Source organism: Archangium sp. (assembly GCF_036388035.1).
Lineage (GTDB): Bacteria > Myxococcota > Myxococcia > Myxococcales > Myxococcaceae > Archangium.
Window position 1 is genome coordinate 1 of record NZ_DASVSO010000161.1, and the last position, 18475, is coordinate 18475.

General features: G+C 69.8%; 11 protein-coding genes. 6 read left to right on the plus strand and 5 right to left on the minus strand.

Annotated features, from left to right (window positions below):
- Together VF697_RS07115 and VF697_RS07120 are read right to left on the minus strand one after the other, a co-directional pair.
- The coding region (locus tag VF697_RS07115) for an FG-GAP-like repeat-containing protein (protein ID WP_331092739.1) at positions 1 to 1903 on the minus strand (1903 nt) is incomplete at its 3' end.
- Positions 1904 to 2012: 109 nt separating this feature from the next.
- The gene (locus tag VF697_RS07120; RefSeq protein WP_331092740.1) at positions 2013 to 4433 is read right to left on the minus strand and encodes a YfhO family protein; all 2421 of its coding nucleotides are present in this window, start codon (positions 4431 to 4433) and stop codon (positions 2013 to 2015) included.
- Positions 4434 to 4630: 197 nt separating this feature from the next.
- On the opposite strand from VF697_RS07120, the gene VF697_RS07125 reads away from it, so the two are divergent.
- The 4 genes from VF697_RS07125 to VF697_RS07140 all read left to right on the plus strand — a co-directional run bounded on the left by VF697_RS07125 (position 4631) and on the right by VF697_RS07140 (position 9351).
- Entirely contained in the window at positions 4631 to 5359 is a 729-nt protein-coding gene (locus tag VF697_RS07125; protein WP_331092741.1) for a response regulator transcription factor, read from the plus strand.
- Complete coding sequence (locus tag VF697_RS07130) at positions 5356 to 6762, plus strand: HAMP domain-containing sensor histidine kinase (protein ID WP_331092742.1); 1407 nt, start codon at positions 5356 to 5358, stop codon at positions 6760 to 6762. The genes VF697_RS07125 and VF697_RS07130 overlap by 4 nt, the downstream gene beginning before the upstream one ends.
- Before the next feature lie 198 nt (positions 6763 to 6960).
- Positions 6961 to 7848 carry a hypothetical protein gene (locus VF697_RS07135; protein ID WP_331092743.1) on the plus strand — a complete coding sequence of 296 codons (888 nt, stop codon included), beginning with the start codon at positions 6961 to 6963 and terminating at the stop codon, positions 7846 to 7848.
- A 135-nt stretch (positions 7849 to 7983) separates the two neighbouring features.
- Positions 7984 to 9351, plus strand: coding sequence for an MFS transporter (locus tag VF697_RS07140; protein WP_331092744.1), 1368 nt, complete (start codon positions 7984 to 7986; stop codon positions 9349 to 9351).
- A gap of 3 nt (positions 9352 to 9354) precedes the next feature.
- Here the strand turns inward: VF697_RS07140 and VF697_RS07145 are convergent, their stop codons facing one another.
- From VF697_RS07145 to VF697_RS07155, 3 genes are all read right to left on the minus strand, one after another.
- Positions 9355 to 10125 (minus strand): 3-hydroxybutyrate dehydrogenase, encoded by a 771-nt coding sequence (locus VF697_RS07145; RefSeq protein WP_331092745.1) that lies wholly within the window; start codon positions 10123 to 10125, stop codon positions 9355 to 9357.
- Positions 10126 to 10136: 11 nt separating this feature from the next.
- Positions 10137 to 11528: a hypothetical protein gene (locus VF697_RS07150; protein ID WP_331092746.1), complete on the minus strand. Its 1392-nt coding sequence runs from the start codon at positions 11526 to 11528 to the stop codon at positions 10137 to 10139.
- 103 nt (positions 11529 to 11631) lie between these two features.
- The gene (locus VF697_RS07155) at positions 11632 to 13071 is read right to left on the minus strand and encodes an alpha/beta hydrolase (protein WP_331092747.1); all 1440 of its coding nucleotides are present in this window, start codon (positions 13069 to 13071) and stop codon (positions 11632 to 11634) included.
- A 340-nt stretch (positions 13072 to 13411) separates the two neighbouring features.
- Between VF697_RS07155 and VF697_RS07160 the strand changes: the two genes are divergently transcribed.
- Complete coding sequence (locus VF697_RS07160; RefSeq protein ID WP_331092748.1) at positions 13412 to 16162, plus strand: PHB depolymerase family esterase; 2751 nt, start codon at positions 13412 to 13414, stop codon at positions 16160 to 16162.
- Positions 16163 to 16780: 618 nt separating this feature from the next.
- A partial coding sequence (locus VF697_RS07165) for a serine/threonine protein kinase (protein WP_331092749.1) occupies positions 16781 to 18475 on the plus strand: 1695 nt, incomplete at its 3' end.

The following is an 18475-nucleotide window of genomic DNA, read 5'->3' on the forward strand; positions in this document are numbered from 1 at the left end:
GGCCCCGGCAGGAGGCGTCGGCGCTGACGGTGACGTCGCGGCAGAGGGCCACCGGCGGCTGGTTGGGCTCCTCGCAGGTGAGGTCCACCGTCGAGGAGGAGACGTTGTTGTCCTCGTGGCACTCGGTGTCCCGGCCCGCGCCCGTACCGTCATCGTCCACCACGGCGAAGAGCTCGGTGCTCCCACCGGGAGCCGAAGCCAGGGAGAGCGCGACGCGGGTGCTCGCGCCCGCGGGCAGCGCGTCGGCGACGGAGGCCACGCCGAGCAACGTGCCGCCCGAGGCCGGGTTGCCCGCGTAGAAGGCCACCTTCAGGCCGGCGGCCACGGGGGCCTCGCCCTGGTTGGTGACGCGCGCGCCGAGCCAGAGCGTGCCCTCGCCGTCGCACGAGGCGGACACCTCGGCGGAAACGAGGTCCGAGGCGGCGTAGGGGCTGGGCCCCTCTCCCAGGTAGCCGGCGACATTGGCGTGGAAGGTGTTGAGCCCCGGCTGCAGCCAGTGGCTCTTCGGGTGGGTGGGCACGGTGCCGTCGTCGTGGATGTTCGTCACCGAGTAGGCGTGCTGGTTCCAGATGCGCCGCGTGGGAGCCCAGCCCTCCCGCCGATCATGGAACACCCGGACGCCGTGGGTGCCCGGGTAGGCATGGTCGTTGGAGACCACCACCAGCTCCGCGGCGTTGTCCCCGTCCACGTCCGCGATGACGGGGTTCTCGTGCGTGGTGCCCGTGCTGTTGACGATCTCCCAGCGCACCGCTCCGGAGGCGCCGTCGTAGATGCGCAGCATCAGCTCGTCGGAGTAGACGACCTCGAGCTTGCCATCGGCCTCGAAGTCGAAGGAGGTGGAGCCCGTACGGCCCGAGCTGTAGTCCTGGATGGGGCTGGACCAGCGGGGGGTGCCATCGGCCTCGAGGACGGTGTACGCCCACTCTCCGGGCAGGCCGATCTCCAGCTGACCATCGCCGTCGAAGTCCGCGATGTTGGGCGAGCCGCCATGTCCACCCGCGGGGACGTCCACGCTCCACAGGAGCGAGCAGTCCTGGTCGAGCAGGCTCACCTTGCCGTGGCCCGACACGACAATCTCCCCCGCCGCGTCCTCGTCGAAGTTGGCCACGCCCGCGAAGCCGTGGGGAATGTCCGTGTTGGCGCACAGGAGGGTGCCGTCATGCCGGTAGATGGAGCGGCCGTTGACCACCTCCTGCTTGCCGTCCTGGTCGATGTCCGCCGCGAAGGACACGGGACCGGTGTACTGGGCGCCGCCCATGCCGTCGGAGCCCACCCACCTCAGCGCGCCGGTGGAGTCATAGACGCGGTTGCCGTCGAGGATCTCCACGGCGCCGTCACCGTCCAGGTCCGCCAGCGAGGGGCCGCCCCACTCGTTGTAGTCGTAGGCGCCCTCGGCCGAGCGGAACTTGAAGGTGCCGTCGTTCTCGAAGCAGAGGATGCCGCGGCCCGTCTCCGGGACGCCGCACAGCTCCACCTTCCCATCGCCGTCGATGTCACCGGCGGCGAGGCTGGCCGCGGGCTTCACCCGGGCCGCCGGGTCCGTCACGGTCCACAGCTCGCGCCCGTCATCGCCGCTGATGGCCCGGAGCACGCCGTCCGAGCTGTAGTTGGCGCCCGCGAAGGTGCTGAAGACGATGTCCGGGATGCGGTCCCCATTCACGTCCACCACCACCGGCGTCATCATCACCTGCTTGTGCTCGGGCAGCACCGCGCTGCCCGTCCACGCGAACTGCAGCTCGGGCTCGAAGTTGCCCGTGAACGGCGGTTTCACCTCGCAGCGCCCCGAGAGCTGCCCTCCCTCTCGCGCCTTCGAGTCGTCAGGTGACTCGGTGGTGCCGCAAGCTCCCGCCGCGGACAGCACCCCCAGCGCCACGAACAACCGCCTACGACCTGTCGGTCTCATCTCGGGTCTCCTCTCCACTCCAGGGCCTCGGGCCCCCACTGCCGGGTGGGGCGCCTGGAGGGAATTGAGGAAAGCCTCGAAGAATGGATCTCCCCCGCGGAACACCGCTTCAGCGAACGGTATGCGCGGAGTTGTTCCGTGGGGGTGTAGTCGCGGAGCGCTTCCGGTGCTCGACGAGCACTGCCAGCCCGAGCAGGCCCAGGGTGCCGAGCGAAATGAGCGCCCCGAGCCCCTGGCCCGGTGTGCGGTAGGTGAAGGTGACACGGTGAGTGCCCGCGGGGACTCGCACTCCGCGCACCGCGACATTGGCCGGAACGATGGGAGCCGGCTGCCCGTCCACGCTCGCGCTCCACCCGTCGTAATACGCGTCGTTGAGCACCAACACCGTTGGTGCGCTCGCCACCACGTCGAGCGCCACCTGCTCCGGCGCGTATTGGACGAAGCGCACCTGCCCGAGCTCTCCGGCGGCGGCGGGTGCCTCGTCCCTTGGCGAGTCGGGGGGGCACTCCAGGGCGACGTCACGGCCGGGGCGAAAGGCGCGCGAGAGCAGGAGGGCACGCGCGGCGGCCGCGTCGGGCACGCAGCGCGGTGTGGCCAGGTAGGCGCGAGGGAGCAGGTGGGGGTTGCGGATCAACACCGCTTCGATGCGGGGATCCTCGGCGGCGATGACGTCCCGGTTGCCCGACAGCTGTGCGTAGACCGGCGCATCCAGGGCGAAGTAGCGCACGTGGAAGAGGCCCGAGAGGCGGCCGATGAAGACGTTGAGCGACCCGAGCGATTCGAGCAGGCCCTTGAATCGACGGGAGACGGCGGGCAGGTAGGGCTTGGCGCTCTCCAGGCGCCAGAGCGCGGGCGTGGACGGCTCGAGCGCCGCGGCGAAGTTGAAGGCCATGATGTCCATGGGATGCAGCCCCTCGGGCACCTGGCGGGGCGCGAGGTTCTTCACCTCGCCGTAGACGCGCGGTCGGCCAGCCCCGGTGTCCGCCTCCCGCTGGAGGACGTGCTCCACGAAGAGGGTGGGCTGCTCCAGCACGTCCGGGTACGACACGTGGTACGTGCCCTCGTTGGCCAGGTAGAGGACGCCCAGTTGAAGCGCGACGATGGCCACCGTGCGCAGCTCGGGCTTGTGCAGGCGCAGCAGCACCACGCCCAGCAGGACGAGCACGAGCACCGCCGTCACGCTCGCCCGCAGGAAGTTGTCGTGAAGGACGTCCAGGATGAAGGGCTGGGGCTTGTCCCAGAGCGCGCCGATCACTCCGTCCGAGAACCACCGCATCCGCCACTCGCCCAGCGCGAGCAGTCCGCAGAGCAGCGCGAGCGCGAGACCCGCCCGGGCCAGGTGCCGCGCCAGGGTGGAGTCGCGCTGGAGGGCCTCCAGCCCGGCGCCCGCCCCCAGCGCGCAGGGGAACAGGAAGTAGGGCAGCAGCTTCTCCGGGTAGCGGAAGGAGCTCCAGAGGGGGAGCCACTTGTAGAGCCACCCGTACAACGGCAATTGGTGCGCCAGCGTCAGGGCCAGGACGAAGAGCGCGAGCCCGGTCACCTTCCAGGTCAACGGCTCGCGCCGGTACGTCCAGAGCGCGCCCCCCAGGAGCAGGACGGCCGGCAGCCCCATGTACACCGAGGAGACCCAGAAGCCGCCAAAGCCCGACTCGAACAGCTCATCGGCCATCCTGGCCGAGGCCACCACTCCGGAGGCTGGCTCGATGAAGAGCGCCCCGAGACAGAGCTCCAGCAGTCGCAGTGAATGGAACGAGAAGCGCGTGGCCCACTCGAGGTTCGGAGCGCTGGGGTAGCCGTTCTTCAGGACGGAGAGGACGGGAATGCTCAGCACCGCGGACAGCAGCGCGCCCACCGCGATGAGCAGCCCGGCCCGTGGCGCCGCCCGCCCCAGGCTGGAGCGCTCCGGGCGCAGCAGCACCAGCACCAGCACCATGACGTTGCACATCGCGAAGCTCTGGGGATCTCCACTGAAGAGCACGAAGACGAGCGGGAGGGTGGCGGCCGCGGCCCACCGCGCGGAGGGCTGACGCAGGAAGCGCTCCGCGCCCCAGAGAGCCCAGGGGAACGTGCTGGACGCCAGGAGGTACGGCAGGTTGTTGCTGATGCCCACCATGTAGCCGCCCAGCGCGTAGGTGAGCCCCGCCAGCAACGCGGCCCCCCGCCCCATCACCCACAGCCGGGCGAAGAGGTACACGCCGCCCAGCGCCACCACATAGGCCAGCAGCGTGACGACCTTGAACGCCGTGCCGAGCGGCAACAGCAGGAAGAGCAGGTTGGTGGGGTGGAAGGCCCCGGAGACGAGCATGCCCGCGAAGGGCTGCCCCAGCCCGTCATAGGGGTACCAGTCGGGAAGCTGGAGCTGGGACACGCGCTCGGCCCAGTACTGTTTGAGCGGGTAGTAGACCAGGAGGGTGTCGCGCGAGATGAAGATCTCATCGGAGAAGGTCGCCCGGTGGAAGTAGAGCAGCGGGAGGGCGAGGGTGGCGGCCACCACCGCGAGACGGGCCCGGGCCTGTTGGGAAGGGGGCATGTGCGCGGAAATACTTCTTCATACAGCCGAAGCCCGCCAGACATATGAGGTTGGCATCTTCTAGCCTGCGACCCGGGGGCTCGCGTCTGGCTGCCTCCGTGACAGGCAACGAGACACCGAACCCCTCCCCTGCCCCCGGGTCGTATTTTCAGGGGTGTTACCCGAGTGGCGGAGGGCCCAGCGGGAGGAGGACAGGCATGGAGCAGACGACACACCCCGCCCCGGAGGAAGGCACCATCCAGGTGCTGCTGGTCGAGGACGACGAGCGGCTGGCCCGCCTCACCTCCCGCTACCTTCAAGAGCACGGCATCATCGTCACCACCGCCCGCACCGGCCCCGAGGGGCTGGCCGAGGCGGGCCGCCATGCCTACGACGTCATCCTGCTGGACCTGATGCTCCCCGGTCGCGATGGGATGGAGGTGTGCCGCGAGCTGCGCACGCGCAGCGACGTCCCCATCATCATGGTCACGGCCCGCGGCGAGGAGGCCGACCGGGTGCTCGGCCTGGAGACAGGCGCGGACGACTACCTCGCCAAGCCCTACTCCTCACGCGAGCTGCTCGCGCGCATCCGCGCCCATGTGCGCCGGTCCCGCGGTCGTTCCGGGCCCTCCTCCCAGCCCCTCCAGGTCGGCAAGCTGGCGTTGGATCCCCGCAGCCGCAGCGCCACGTTGGACGGCAAGGTGCTGCCGCTCACCACCTACGAGTTCGGCCTGCTGCGCGTCCTGGCCGAGCGCGCCGGGCGCGTGCTCAGCCGCGAGCAGCTCCTGGACCTGGTGAAGGGCAACGCGGACGAGGTGTTCGACCGCTCCGTCGACGTCCACATCTTCCGCATCCGCCAGAAGCTTGAAGAGGACCCCCGTAACCCCAAGCTGCTCAAGACGGTGCGCGGGGCGGGCTACCTGCTCGCCACCGGGGATGAAGCATGAGCGTGCGGCGTCCACGCATCCCTGGCCGCCTGCTGCTGCGCATCTACCTGGTGGGGCTCGCCCAGCTCCTGCTCATCGCCCTCGCCTTCAACGTGGCCCGCAGGTACGCCATGGAGGGGCCCCGGTCGCGCTTCTTCGAGCGGACCGCGGCCTACTTCGTCTCCGAGTGGGCCCGGTTCCGGCACCAACCGGAGGAGCTGCAAGGCACCTTGGATCGGGTGGGCCAGCAGCTCCGGGTGAAGGTGACGATGCACACCGCCGATGGCCGGCTCCTCGCCTCCAATTTCTCGCCGCCCAGCGCGCCCCTCTCCGCCGAGGAGCTCCAACAGCTCGAGCGGGAGCGCGTGGTGGACAAACCCGAGCCGTCTCATGTCATCCAGGTGGCCATCCCGGAGACGGGCCCGCTGGAGGCCTACGCCACGCTGGTGCTGCCCCCTCCCCCCGGACCGCCCCCCAACCTGGGACTCATGATCGCCGCGGTCCTCGGGTGCACGGCCATCACGTCGATCATCTTCGCCCGCTCCCTGGCCGTGCCGCTCCAGAAGCTGGCCGAGGCGGCACGGGCCTTCGGCGCGGGCACGCTGAGCGCGCGCACGGGCGTGCGCCGACGCGACGAGCTGGGACAGGTGGCCGAGGCCTTCGACGAGATGGCCGAGCGGCTCACCCATCTGCTGCGCTCGCAGAAGGAGCTGCTCGCCAACGTCTCGCACGAGCTGCGCACCCCGCTGTCCCGCATCCGCGTGGCCCTGGACCTCGCCAACGAGGGGGACGCCACGCTGGCGCGCGAGTCCCTGGCGGACATCGCCGAGGACCTCAACGAGCTGGAGCGGCTGGTGTCGGATGTGCTCACCGCGGCCCGGCTGGACCTCGCCACGGGCCAGACTCCCGGCGCCACGCCACCGCTGCGCATGGAGCTCGTGGAGGCCCAGCTCCTGGTGGACAAGGCCGCCGCGCGCTTCCGCTCCGCCCGTCAACAGCACCGGCTGGAGGTGAAGGTGGACGGGACGCTGCCCCTGCTGGACGCGGACCCCGTGCTGCTGCGGCGCGCCATCGACAACCTCCTCGACAACGCGGGCAAGTACTCCGAGCCGGGCAGCACCGTACGGCTGCTGGCCCGCGCCACCGCCGACGGACTCCAGGTGGAGGTGGCCGACGAGGGCATGGGCATCGACGCGAGCGACATGCCCCACCTCTTCACCCCCTTCTTCCGCAGTGATCGCAGCCGGGCCCGGAAGACGGGCGGCGTCGGGCTGGGGCTCGCCCTCGCGCGTCGCATCGTCATGGCCCACGGGGGCTCGCTCACCCTGGAGAGCCAGCCCGGCGTGGGAACGACGGCCCGCATCACCCTGCCCTCCGCCCGTGATGCCGAGCAGGCGGCCGAGCTGGCCCGTCATCTTCCATAACAGTCGCTTCCCGCTCCTCGCCCTCTGCGCGCCCTCGGGCGGCAGGTCCGCGCGACGAGCTGCACGGGCGGTCCCCGGGAGTCATCTGTCATGTTTTGAAGGGTTGTCCATTCTGTATGGGATGTCTTGGTGGTAGGATATGTGCTCGCACGCTCGTTCAGCGGGCGGGCGCCTACCCCCTACCCCCAGGAAGTCTCCATGAACACCTCCTTCAGACCGGCCGCCCTCGCGGTGGCCGTCATCACCGCCCTCCTCGCCGCCCCGGAGGCCTCGGCCACCAACTATTCGCTGTGGATCCACGGCAAGAACGGCGGCGGCACCCAGCGCGGCAACTACGCCGACTTTTCCAACTGGGGCCCGAGCACCGTCAGCGCGGGCGTGAACAAGAAGGCCGTCAACTGGGACGGCCGGCAGCGCATCTCCGTCGAGAACTTCCGCATCCGCGACGCGCTCGACTGCTTCTGCACGGGCGCCAACTGGTGCTACATCGCCTCGCACAGCGCCGGCAACCTGCAGATCGGCTACGCGCTGTCCCTGTACGGCGGCTCCACGCGCAGCGTGCGGAACGCCGTGCCCAACTCCACGGGCGTGTGCGGCACCACGGGTGCCACGCAGGTGGGCTGGAACATCAAGTGGGTGGACGTGGCCTCGGGCGCCGGCGGCGGCAGCGAGCTGGCCGACAACGGTGAGTGGGCGACGAGCGATCCGATCGTGGGCGACCTGGTCACCTCCACGGCGCGCGCCATGTACAACCACAACACCACGCGCTCCAAGTGGTTCTACATGTTCGCCGGCGCCAAGGGCACGGCCTACTCCGGCATCCTCTCGGGCCAGGACGACGAGGCCGTGGCCTACCACTCCACCGGCGGCGTCTCCGTCAAGGGCGGCTTCTGCAACCCCGGCGACTGGTTCTGCGACGGCACCCTGAACACCGGCACCGCGGCCACCAGCAACGGCAAGGCCCTGTGGTCCTACCACTCGGTGAAGTTCCGCGATGACGGCGAGACCTGCGACCACTACCAGAACAGCAACTGGGAGAACATCGTGGGCAAGGTGCGCGCCGACATGGCCGCCTACGCCTACTGAGCCACTCGGTTGAATGACGCGGGCGCCCCTGTCGCGGGCCCCGCGTCCGCTCCCCCACGGGAGCCCCTGTTGTCCTCACGCGGTGGATGCGGCTATGCAGGGACACCTGCACCCCACCACGCGAGGCACCACGACGTGACGGCACCTGACGCGGCCCCGCCGCCCGAGAAGTCCCAAGCCACCTGGAAGGTCGCCGCCGCGAGCTTCATCGGCACCGCGGTTGAGTTCTACGACTTCTTCCTCTACGGAACGGCCGCGGCGCTCATCTTCAACCGCCTCTTCTTCCCCTCGTTCGATCCGCTGGTGGGCACGCTCGCCGCGTTCGCCACCTTCGCCGTGGGCTTCATCGCCCGCCCGCTCGGGGGCGTCATCTTCGGCCACTTCGGCGACAAGCTCGGGCGCAAGTCCATGCTGAGCGCCACGCTGATGATCATGGGCGTGGCCACCTTCGCCATCGGCCTGCTGCCCACCTACGAGCAGATCGGCGTGTGGGCCCCCGTGCTGCTGGTGCTGCTGCGCGTCCTGCAGGGCTTCGGCCTGGGCGGCGAGTGGGGCGGAGCGGTGCTCATGGCCGTGGAGCATGCCCCCGCCCACCGGCGCGGCTTCTACGGGAGCTGGCCGCAGATGGGCGCCCCCGCGGGCCTGCTGGTGGCCAATGGCGTGTTCTCCATCTTCTCCCGCCTGCCCGAGGAGCAGTTCATCACCTGGGGCTGGCGCGTGCCCTTCCTCTTCAGCGCCGTGCTCATCGGCATCGGCGTCTTCATCCGCCTGAGCGTCGCCGAGTCCCCCGCCTTCAAGGCCGCCCACAAGGCCCCCGGCGCCGGCTCGAAGCTCCCCATCGTCGAGGTGCTGCGCACCTACCCCAAGCAGATCCTCCTCGCCATGGGGGCGCGCTTCGCCGAGAACGGCTTCTTCTACATCGTCACCACGTTCGTGCTCACCTACGGCACCGAGCGGCTGGGGCTGGAGCGCTCCACCATGCTCAACTGCGTGCTCGGAGCCACCGTCATCCACCTGGTGGCCATCCCCACCTTCGGAGCCGCCTCGGACCGCTTCGGCCGCCGCCCCGTCTACCTCGGCGGCGCGCTGGGGTGCGCGCTGCTGGCCTTCCCCTTCTTCTGGCTCATCGACACGAAGCAGACGGGCCTCATCCTGCTGTCCATCACGCTGGGCATCATCGCCCACGCGGCCATGTACGGGCCGCAGGCCAGCTTCTTCTCCGAGCTCTTCGGCACCCGCGTGCGCTACAGCGGTGCGTCGCTGGGCTACCAGCTCGCCTCCGTGTTCGCCGGCGGCCTGTCGCCCCTGGTCGCCACCGCGCTGCTGACGGAGTCCGGCGGCAAGGCGTGGCCCGTGTCGCTCTACATGGTGGGCCTCGCGCTCGTCACGCTCGTCTCCGTCTACCTCTCCGCCGAGACGTTCCGCGAGGACATCTCCGAGGCGCCCTCCCCGGCCCCCGCGGACGGTGCCGCGGGGAGCCACGAGAAGCGCGAAGTGGCCTGACGGCTAGCGGGCCGTCCAGCCGCAGTCCATCATCTGGGCGGCCCCGGTGATGCCGCCCGCCGCCTCCGAGCACAGGAAGGCGACGTAGGCGGCCACCTCGCTCGGCTCCAGCAGGCGCTTCACCGCCGCTGGGGCCAGCATGATGCGCTCGACGACCTCCTGCTCGCTCAGCCCGTGGACGCGGGCCTGGTCGGCGATCTGCTTCTCCACCAGCGGTGTGCGCACGTAGCTGGGGCAGATGGCATTGACCGTGACGCCCTTGTCCGCCGCCTCCAGCGCCACCGTCTTCGTCAGCCCCATCAGCCCGTGCTTGGCCGAGATGTAGGCCGACTTGTACGGCGAGGCCACCACCCCGTGCAGCGAGGAGACGTTGATGATGCGCCCCCACTTCCGGGCGTACATCAGCGGCAGGGCGTACTTGGTGAGCAGGAAGGGCCCCACCAGCATGATGCGGATCATCAGCTCCCAGCGCTCCTCGGGGAACTCCTCCACCGGGGCCACGTGCTGCAGCCCGGCGTTGTTCACCAGGATGTCCAGCCGCTCCCACTCCTTCTGGGCGCGTTCCACCAGCGCCCGGCAGTCCTCGCGCGAGGACACGTCCGCCCGCTGGGCGATGGCGCCCGGAATGCCCTCGGCCACCGCCCGCGCGCCCGCCTCGTCCAGGTCCGACACGAGCACCCGGGCGCCTCGCGCGCCCAGATCCTCGGCCACTGCCCGGCCGATGCCGCTCGCCGCGCCCGTGACGAGCGCGGTCTTTCCCGTCAGCTCTCCCATGGGCGTGTCTCTCAGAGGATCATCCGCAGCGTGAGGAAACCGGACAGGTCGCGCTCCTCGAGCTCGGGCTTGTCCTGGATCTCCCGGGTGAAGGTGGCCACGCGCGCGCCGAGCGCCACCTGGTCGAACATCCACCAGGTCGCCCCCACGTTGAAGTACGAGGTCTGCGTGCCGAGAACGGGCTCGCTGGCGGGCGTGCTGCCCGTGGGCGGAATGAAGGAAGGCGTGTGGTCCGCCACGCGCGTGAAGCTGAAGCCCACGCCCGACCTGCCGGAGAGGAAGACGTCCATGCCGCCGGAGAGGGTGAGCGCGTCGAAGCTCGTGTCCAGCAGCTGGTTGCCGTAGCCCGAGGCCGAGTTCACCACGTCGTTCTGCACGCGCGCCACGTTGAAGAAGGGCGTCACCTCGAAGGGGAGCGCCGGCACCATGCCCTTGAGCTTGAGCTTCACGTTGCCGCGGGCGTTGTAGCCCTGGATGGGCGGATCCTCGGTGGAGGTGGCCTGGTAGTTGATGTTGAGGACCTGCACCATCGCCTTGGCCTCGAACCAGGGGTGCTCGTAGCCGAGCGAGGGGCTGATGACGCGGAAGTGGATGTCGTCATCCGGCTGGCCATTGCGGAAGTTGCCCAGGGGCCGCTCCCAGAAGCGGCTGTTGCCGCCGAAGGAGCCACCCACCATGTAGGAGGCCGAGGAGCTCAGCGGGTTGGCCTCGGTGTAGCTCAGGCCGGCGGTGAAGCCCCAGCGGGAGTAGCGCGCCTGCACGCCCTGGCCGCGGTTGAAGCCGGAGTAGAGCAGGGGGTCGCGCGTGTACTTGTCCGCCAGGAGCACGTCGCCGATGTGCGCGGAGAAGTAGTCCACGCTGGCCGGGTCCAGGATGATGCCGGCCTCCACCGTGGCGCCCCAGCGCTGCAGGCGCAGCACCTGGTCGCGCACGGACATGGAGGCGGTGCCCTCCCAGATGCCCGAGCCGTGGCTGCGGATGTTGCGCTCGAACTCGCTGCGGAAGGTGACGTACTGCCCCAGGCGTCCCTCGAACCCGAAGCGCGCGAGGGCCAGCGTGGTGATGCGGCTCTCCTTCTGCGGGTTGGGGTTGACGAGCAGGTTCTCCGAATGGATGCCGCCGGCGATGGCGATGACGGGGTTGATGAAGTACCGCTCGCTGCCGAGGCCGAAGACGGGCTTGCTCTCGGGCGTCGGCGCGCCCACCACCAGGGCCTCCGGGTCCTGCTTGCGCTCGGCATCGGGCTTCACGGGCGCCGCGGCGGGAGCGGCCTGGGGCGCGGACTCGGGGGGAGGCGCGACGGGAGCATCGGAGGTCTGCGCCAGGGCCGGGGCCGTCACCAGGGCGGACGCCAGCGTGCACGCGAGCGTCAGGCGGGACGCGGCGGAGGACTTCGGATTCATGGGGGGAGACTCGCTTCGGCTGCACTGCAAGAGGGGGGAGACCGCCGCCCGCGCGGGGCAGCCACGAGCGCGGGCGGCGGGAGGAGACTGCCAGAGCCGACGGCTAGCGCGCCAGATAGTCCATGACGAGCTTCAGGCCCGCGTCGGAGCGCAGGGAGCCGAAGTGGTTGGCGATGAAGCCCTTGTTGAAGTAGCCGCTGGTGTCGTAGTCGTTGAGCGTCGTCAGCTTGTTCGTCACGCAGCCCGGCATGTCGATGCGCGAGGCCGCCTCGGACACGTACAGGTCCTGGTAGTTGGCGCCCTGCTCGATGTCCGTCATGGTGATGGTGAGGTACTTCACCACGTTGCCGCCGCACTGGCCCGTCTTGCCGAAGGCGTAGTCACCGTCCGCGCACGGGGTGGCGAACAGGTCCTTCGGGCCGTTGAGCGGCTTGTGGAAGTACGTCTGCTGGTAGTTGGCGCGGCTGCCCATCTCGCACACGATGGTGCCACGCATGGTCGGGTTGGAGCCGCACAGCGCGCCGAGGGCCGGGTCGTAGGTGGACACGCCGTGGTTGGCGCCCGAGCCGAGGATGACGTGGCTGAGCTGCGGGAAGGGGTTGATGGCGCCCGCCACCCCGTCGGTGTGCTCCACGTACAGCCGGCGGATGGCATCACGCACCACCGTCACGCCCAGCGAGTGGCCCACCAGCGCCACCTTGCGGCCGGGGTTGTTCCTCATCACCGCCTTGACGAGCGACTGGAGGATGGGCGTGGACCAGCCGTGGTCGATGTTGCCCGCCGCGTTCTCCGTGGTGCTGTTGGCGGTGGGGTCCACGGTGGCGACCAGGTCCGTGCGGAAGTCCACCGCGATGACGCGGTAGCGCTCGGCGATCAGGGTCTCGGCGAGCTGGGCGCGGGCCGTCGTGTCCGGGTTGAACTGGACCTTCTCGAAGGCGGCGTTGATGGGCGTGCCCACCGGGAGCATGAACTTCTCCCAGGTGTGCGGCCGGGTGGAGTTGCCGTGCACGAGGATGACGATGGGCTTGGTGGTGTCCTCGGCGGGCTGCGCGTACTCCTTGGCGGCGCAGGAGTAGTCGGGGATGTTGGCCTTGTCCCCATCGACGAAGCCCGTGGCGGCGTTGGGGCCACCGAAGTCGGTGCGGCCGGTCCACTTGCCATCGTTGTTGCCGTCGACGTAGGGCGTGCGGCCGGTCCCCGTCGCGGTGTTCTTCTTGTCGTAATAGAGGTTGTCCACGGAGCAGCCGGGGTGGTTGCTCAGCGGGCGGTACTTGCCGTCGTACTGCTTGTAGGTGGCGGGCGTCTGCCGCTCGGCGAGGGCGGGCTCCACCATCTCGGCCGCGTCCCGGAAGGACCAGCTGGCCACGTCCACGCCCTCGGCCTTCAGCTCATCCTTCAGGTCGGCGAGCTGCTGGCGGCAGTTCTCGATCGTCACGGGGACCGAATACGGGTCCTTCTTGGTGCCGCCGTTCCTGTCGCAACCGGCGAGCAGCGCGCAGGCGGTGAGCCCGGTCGCGTAGAACCGGAGAGCGTTCTTGGACATCCTCATGTGTGGCTCCTGTGGGGTAGGGAGAGGAGGTGCCGGGTCCGTACGTGCCGGAAGGCACCATCCCAAAGCCGGCCATCGGGGGCGGCGGCGCCATCCTAGCGCACCTGAAGCCGGATTCATGTTTATATGATGGTTGATTCATGTTTATATGAAGGTGAGTTCATGTTTGTGTGACTCCGCGTGCATGACCTCGCGCGTCATGGAGCACATGACGTTCCGCGTCATGAGCCCGCGCCCGTCGCTCTCCTCTCGGGAAGAGCAACGGAATAGAAAGACATAAGCACAACTCATGAAAACGTGGTAAAGCATTAGTCCCCTTTTCCCGGGAGGACACATGCTGAATCGACGTTTCGGAGGAGTCGTGGGTGCACTTCTCGCCCTGACCGTACTCGGGTGCGAGCAGCTACCGCCGGAGGAGTTCCCACCGCCCTTGGGGGAGCCCCCACCGCCCCTGGGGGAGCTGTACAGCTCGCTGACGCAGGTGACGAGCTTCGGGACCAATCCCGGCAACCTGAAGATGTGGAAGCACGTGCCCGCCAGCGTGCCCGCCAACGCCCCGCTGGTGGTGGCGCTGCACGGCTGTACCCAGCCGCCCGACGGCTACACCCTCACCGGCTGGAACGCGCTGGCCGATCAGCTCAAGTTCTACGTGGTGTACCCGGAGCAGCTCACCGCCAACAACCAGAACATCTGCTTCAACTGGTTCGAGCCGACGGACATCGCGCGGGGGCAGGGCGAGGCGCTCTCCATCAAGCAGATGGTGGACAAGATGATGGTGGACCACTCCATCGACCCGCGCCGCGTCTTCGTCACGGGCCTGTCCGCGGGTGGCGCGATGACGCACGTGATGGCCGCCGCCTACCCCGACGTCTTCGCCGGGGCCGCCGTGATGGCGGGCGTCCCGTACAAGTGCGCGGCGACGATGACCGACGCCTTCAGCTGCATGAGCCCGGGCGCGGACAAGACGCCCGCGCAGTGGAGGGACCTGGTCCGCGGCGCCTACTCCAACTACACCGGCCCCTACCCGAAGATCTCCATCTGGCACGGCACGTCCGACTACACCGTGAAGAACACCAACCAGGCCGAGGGCATGGAGCAGTGGACGGCGGTGCACGGCATCGACCAGACGGCGGACGTCACCGAGACGGTCGCCGGCTACCCCCACAAGGTCTACAAGGACACCGCGGGCAACGCCCTGGTGGAGACCTACGCCATCACCGGCATGGGGCACGGCACGCCCATTGATCCGGCGTACAAGTTCCCCGGCACCACCGCCGCGTGCGGCACGGCGGGCGCCTACGTGCTCGACACGGACATCTGCTCCACCTGGTACGTGGCGAAGTTCTTCGGGCTCGACAACTCCGACACGGTGGCCCCCTCCGTGAGCCTCACCGCGCCGGCCAACGGCGCCAGCGTGAGCGGGACGGTGAAGCTCACCGCCAGCGCCACGGACAACGTCGGCATCTCCAAGGTCGAGTTCTCCATCGACAACACCCTGGTCGGCACCGACACGGCGTCGCCCTTCGAGTACAGCTGGAACACCGCGGCGGCGACCAACGGCACCCACCTCCTGGTGGCCAAGGCCTATGACGCCACGGGCAACACCGCGACCTCCAGCACCGTCTCGGTCACCGTCTCCGGCGGTATCTCCGACACCACGGCGCCCACCGTGGCCATCACCTTCCCCACCGCCGGTGCCACCGTGGCCGGCGCCATCACCATCGCCGCCACCGCCTCGGATGACATCGGCGTGACGAAGGTGGAGTTCCTCGTCGACGGCGCCGTGGTGGGCCAGGGCGTGGCGTCGCTGCAGGCCGGCCCCTACCAGTACAGCTGGAACACCACGGCGTATGCCACGGGTGTCCACACCGTCCAGGCGAGGGCCTACGACGCCGCGGGCAACACGGCGGCCTCCGGCTCGGTGTCGGTGACGGTGGACCAGAACTCGGTGCGCTTCACCGAGCGCTTCTCCACCAACGGCCCCGACAACGCGGGCTGGAGCCTCACCGAGTGGCCGCTGGACGCCAGCGACCAGACGGGCATGACGGGGAGCAAGTCCATCCTCGGGGCCGCCACGCCGGCCTTCAACACCGTCACCCGCACCGCGAGCGTCAGCGTGACGCTCACGGCCAACCCGCGGCTCACCTACTGGCGCAAGCTGGACCTGTCCGGCGCCAACACCTCGGCGTCCGCGAGCTTCAAGGTCATCGTCAACAACGGCACCGACAACGTCGTGGACTCCGTCACGAAGAGCGGCGTCGGCGCCGTCTCCGAGGCCAACTGGACGCAGCGCGCGGACATCGACCTGTCGGCGTACGCCAACCGCACCGTCATCCTGAAGTTCGTCGTCACGGGGACGGACACCGGCTCGAACCTCACCCGCGCCAAGGCCTGGGTGGACAGCATCTCCGTCGGCCCCCCGAGCGCCTCCGCCGACACCACGCCTCCCAGCGTGAACGTGACCGCTCCGGCCAACGCCGGCACCGTCAGCGGCACCGTCGACGTGACGGCGAGCGCCTCGGATGCCAGCGGCGTGAAGAAGGTCGAGTTCTACCTCGACGGCGTGCTGGCCAGCACCGTCACGGCCGCTCCCTACGTCTTCACCTGGAACACCGCGGGCGTGTCCAACGGCAGCCACGCGCTCATGGCCAAGGCCTATGACGCCGCCAACAACGTGGGCACGGACAACGACACCACGGTGACGGTGAGCAACGGCACCACCGGGACGACGACGAGCGTCTCGTTCAGCAGCATCGCGGCGGATGACGGGTACGTGAAGGCCAACGCGGACGGCACCACCCCCGCCCTGGGCACCCTCACCACGCTGGCCCTCGGCAAGGGCACGGACGCCAAGCACAACCGGACCCTCCTCTCGTTCGACACCTCCGCGCTGCCGGACACCGCCACCATCGTCCGGGCCTCGCTCAAGGTGACGCTGTCCTCCTCGTCGGCCGACCCGTGGGCCGACCCCGCCGGCAACCTCCTCACCATCGACCTGAAGAACGGCACGTTTGGCACGGCCGCCACCGAGACCACCGACTGGGCCGCGGCCGCCACGGCGAACGGGGTGGCCAGCCTCATCTAGTTCACCACCGGCACCCAGAGCTCGACCGACTTCAACGCCGCGGGCCTTGCCGCTATCAACAAGGTGGGCAAGACGCAGGCCCGGCTCCGCTTCACCCAGAGCCAGGTCGGCACCGCCTACGTGTTCCTCACCGAGGGCACCGGCGCCGTCCTGACGGTGGAGTACAAGTAGCAGGCCGGACATGGGGGCCGAGGCCACGCGCGCCCTGGCTCCCGTGTCTCGCTCAACCCCGGCCTCCCGGTCGCGCGGCGTGCGAACTTGTCCACTTAGTGTACAGGTTGCACGAGCATGAGCCCGGGAGGCCTCTCTTTTGTGTTACCCCTCCTCCCGGTCGCGCGCCCCTCACCCCAGGCCTCACGGGGGTGCTGGCGAAATCACCAAAAGAAGGCGCTTGCCCCCTCGCCTGTCCTCCGGACAACGCACCGAGGCCCCCTGTCCCTGCCCGAGGGGATGCGCGCGCCCGGGTGCCTGCCCATTTGAAGCACCCTACCCACTGGCGCACGTCGTCGGCGCATGTAGCTGAGTCGCCCCCCTTGGCACCGCACCCCGCGGTCCCAAGCTTGTCGGTGACGCGCCGACCCCACCACCCGGTGGTGCGACCAGAGGGGGAGGGCATAGATGGCGGAGGGCTACGAACAGGCGGGACCCTCTCTGGAAGGGGCGCACCCGGGCAGGCGACTGGGCAACCGCTTCGAACTCACCCAGCGCATCAAGCAGGGCCGTGGCATCACCACGTGGCTCGGGGTGGATCTGCACACGGGGGGCCGGCTCGTCATCAAGACGACATCCGCCGTCTCGCTGGTGCCCCACACGCGACAGCGTCTGGAGCACGAGGCGAATGTCCTGCGCGCGATGCACAGCCCCTATCTGGTGCCCGTGCTCCACTTCGGCTCCGGGGGCGACCTGCTCTTCCTGGTGACGCCCTTCACGCCCGGGGTGTCGCTCCAGGAGCGGCTCACCAGTGGCACCCTCTCCGTGGAGGAGGCGCTCACCGTGGGCCAGTGTGTCCTGGCCGCCCTGGCCGAGGCCCACGCCCACGGCATCCTCCACCGCGACATCAAGCCCTCCAACATCATCGTCGAGGGCCGACCCACCATCGGCCGTGCCAGCCTGGTGGACTTCGGTCTGGCGCGCAGTGAACGGTTGGATCCGTCGCTGCGCGACCTGCCGGTGGGCACCGCGCGCTACCTCTCGCCCGAGCAGGCCGGGCTCCTCAACCGTTCGGTGGAGGCCACCTCGGACCTGTACGCGGTGGGGGCTGTCCTCTTCGAGGCACTCGCCGGCCACCCGGCCTTCGACGGCACCTCCGTGGGCGAGGTGCTCCGTCAGCACCTCACCGCCCGGCCCCGGCTGCGCAGCACCGGCGTGGAGGTGCCCCGCGCGCTGGAGGAGGTCGTCGCGCGCCTGTTGCAGACGGATCCGCAGGATCGCTACCAGTCCGCCCAGTCCGCGCGCGAGGACTTGCAGGCCATTGAGAAGGCCCTCGCCCGTGGCGAGCAGGACCCGGAGCTGGTGGCGGGCGCGCACGACATGCGCCACAGCCTCACCGAGCCGTCCTTCGTGGGACGCCACGAGGAGCTGGCGCTGCTAGAGCGCGAGCTGGAGCGCTCGCGCTCCGAGCCGGGACGGCTGCTGGTGGTGGAGGCCGAGAGCGGTGGGGGCAAGAGCCGGCTGCTGGAGGAGTTCGCCACGCGCGCCCGCCAGCACCGCGCCTGGGTGCTTCAGGGTCAGGCCCTCGCCCAGTCGGCGCAACGGCCCTTCCAGCTCGTCGTGGACGTGGCCTCGGGCATCGCCACGGCGGCCCGGGAGCGGCCCGCGCTCGCGGAGCTGCTGCGCGAGCGGCTGGAGGATCAGGCGGCGGCGGTGTGCACGGTGCTGCCACAACTGCAGCCGGTGCTGCGCCCCGCGCAGCAACAGGGCCTGGGCCCCGAGTCCCTCGGTGAGACGCGCGGCATCCTCGCCCTCACCACGCTGCTGGGGGCGCTCGGCACCGAGGCCGAGCCGGCGGTGGTGCTGCTCGAGGACTGCCAGTGGGCCGACGAGCTGACGCTCCGGGCACTGGAGAACTGGCAGCAGGCGCACCTCGACGCGGGGGGCCACGTGATGATCGTCGTGTCCTTCCGCACCGAGGAGGTGGGGCCTGGACACGTGCTGCGCCGGCTCAACCCGGACGCCCACCTGCGCCTGGCCACCTTCGGCACCACCGAGGTGGCGCGGATGCTGGAGTCCATGGCCGGCAACCTGCCGCGCGAGGCCACCGACCTGGTGGGGCGCCTGTCCGAGGGCAACCCCTTCATGGCCTCGGCGGTGCTG